The sequence below is a fragment of the Butyricicoccus sp. OF27-2pH9A genome (assembly GCF_027693185.1).
Classification (GTDB): domain Bacteria; phylum Bacillota; class Clostridia; order Oscillospirales; family Butyricicoccaceae; genus Agathobaculum; species Agathobaculum butyriciproducens.
Genome location: NZ_JAQEXK010000049.1, coordinates 398 through 1,818, shown reverse-complemented (window position 1 = coordinate 1,818; position 1,421 = coordinate 398). Strand labels below are relative to the sequence as shown.

Here is a 1,421-nt window from a genome sequence, read left to right as displayed (position 1 = left end):
CATTTATGTCCCCGGGCAAGCATGATAAAATAGAGATAGAAAGAATAAAGGAGGTTTTGATGATGAAGATACTGCTGAAAATATTGGTTGCACCTTTCGCCCTGGCGCTATCCCTTCTGACGGCTCTGCTGGTGTTCCTGTTTGATATTTGCGCCTTCCTGCTGACGATTGCCTCCGTGATCCTGGCATTGCTGGGTATCGCCCTCTTTTTCACGCCGACCCCCATCGGCGGGATTGTATTTCTATTCCTCGCCTTTCTCCTTTCGCCGTATGGGATGCAAGCGGCGGCTGGCTCCCTTCTTTGGGCGCTGGACGGAGGCAAATCCGCTCTGTACCGGTTTCTGGCAAGTTAAGCAGCCTCGGGCCATACTGGCCCGAAGTCGGGGCGGTCTGGACGGGCCGCCCTTTTTTCATAGAAGGGAGGGATGATTTCTGGCTACCACAACTTTGTTGCAGCGCCATGCAGGCGAAGGCGAAACGATTGCCGAGGCTATCCGGGATTGTCTGGACTATGGCAAGGACCCGGAGAAAACAGAAAGCGGAAAGTATATCTCCACTTATGAGTGCGACCCCGCCACCGTGGCGGACGAGTTTCTTTTGGCGAAAGCCAACTATGCCGCCATGACAGGCCGGGAACAGAAAAAGGCCAATGATGTGCTGTGCTATCAGATACGACAGTCCTTCTATCCGGGCGAGATCACACCGAAGGAGGCGAACCGTATCGGCTATGATCTGGCTATGCGCTGGACAAAGGGGCGGCACGCTTTTATCGTTACCACGCACACAGACCGCCAGCACATCCATTGTCACATTTATTATAACTCCACCACCCTTGACTGCACCCGGAAATTCCGAAACTTTTGGGGCTCCAGCTTCGCCCTTCGGCGGCTCTCTGACAGGCTGTGCCTTGAAAACGGGCTATCCATCGTGGAGAACCCGAAGCCCCGGAGCAAGGGCAAGTATCGGAACTATGGAGAGTGGCAGAAAGACCGGAAAGGGCCGCTTTCCTATCAGGACCGACTGCGCCTTGCCATTGATACCGCACTGGCCGAACGCCCCGCCGATCTGGATGAATTTCTTGTTCTGATGAAACGGGCCGGATATGAAGTCAAGAAGGTTCGGGGCGGTGGTATCAGTTTCCGGCTGACCGGGCAAGGGCAGGAACGCTTCACCCGTCTGCGTGCCTCCACGCTGGGGGACGGCTACGACTTGCAAGATGTTCTGGCCGCCATTGAGGGCAAAGAAAAACGCCCCGGGCACTCGGAACGGAAAATCAGTCTGGCGGTGGATATTCAAGCGAAGCTGGCTGCCGGTAAGGGGCCGGGATATGAACGCTGGGCGAAGGTATTTAACATTAAGCAGATGGCTGCTGCCCTTGCTTATATACAGGACAATGGCCTGACCGATTATGAGCAGTTGGC

At 55.1% G+C, this 1,421-nt stretch carries 2 protein-coding genes; both read left to right on the top strand.

Going from position 1 to position 1,421, the window contains the following annotated elements; translation table 11 throughout:
- Positions 1 to 353: CD1845 family protein (locus PG722_RS13910; protein WP_270580882.1), on the top strand; the 353-nt coding region annotated here is incomplete at its 5' end.
- A 94-nt stretch (positions 354 to 447) separates the two neighbouring features.
- Positions 448 to 1,421 (top strand): relaxase/mobilization nuclease domain-containing protein (locus PG722_RS13905; protein ID WP_442867861.1); only part of this gene is annotated, 974 nt, incomplete at its 3' end.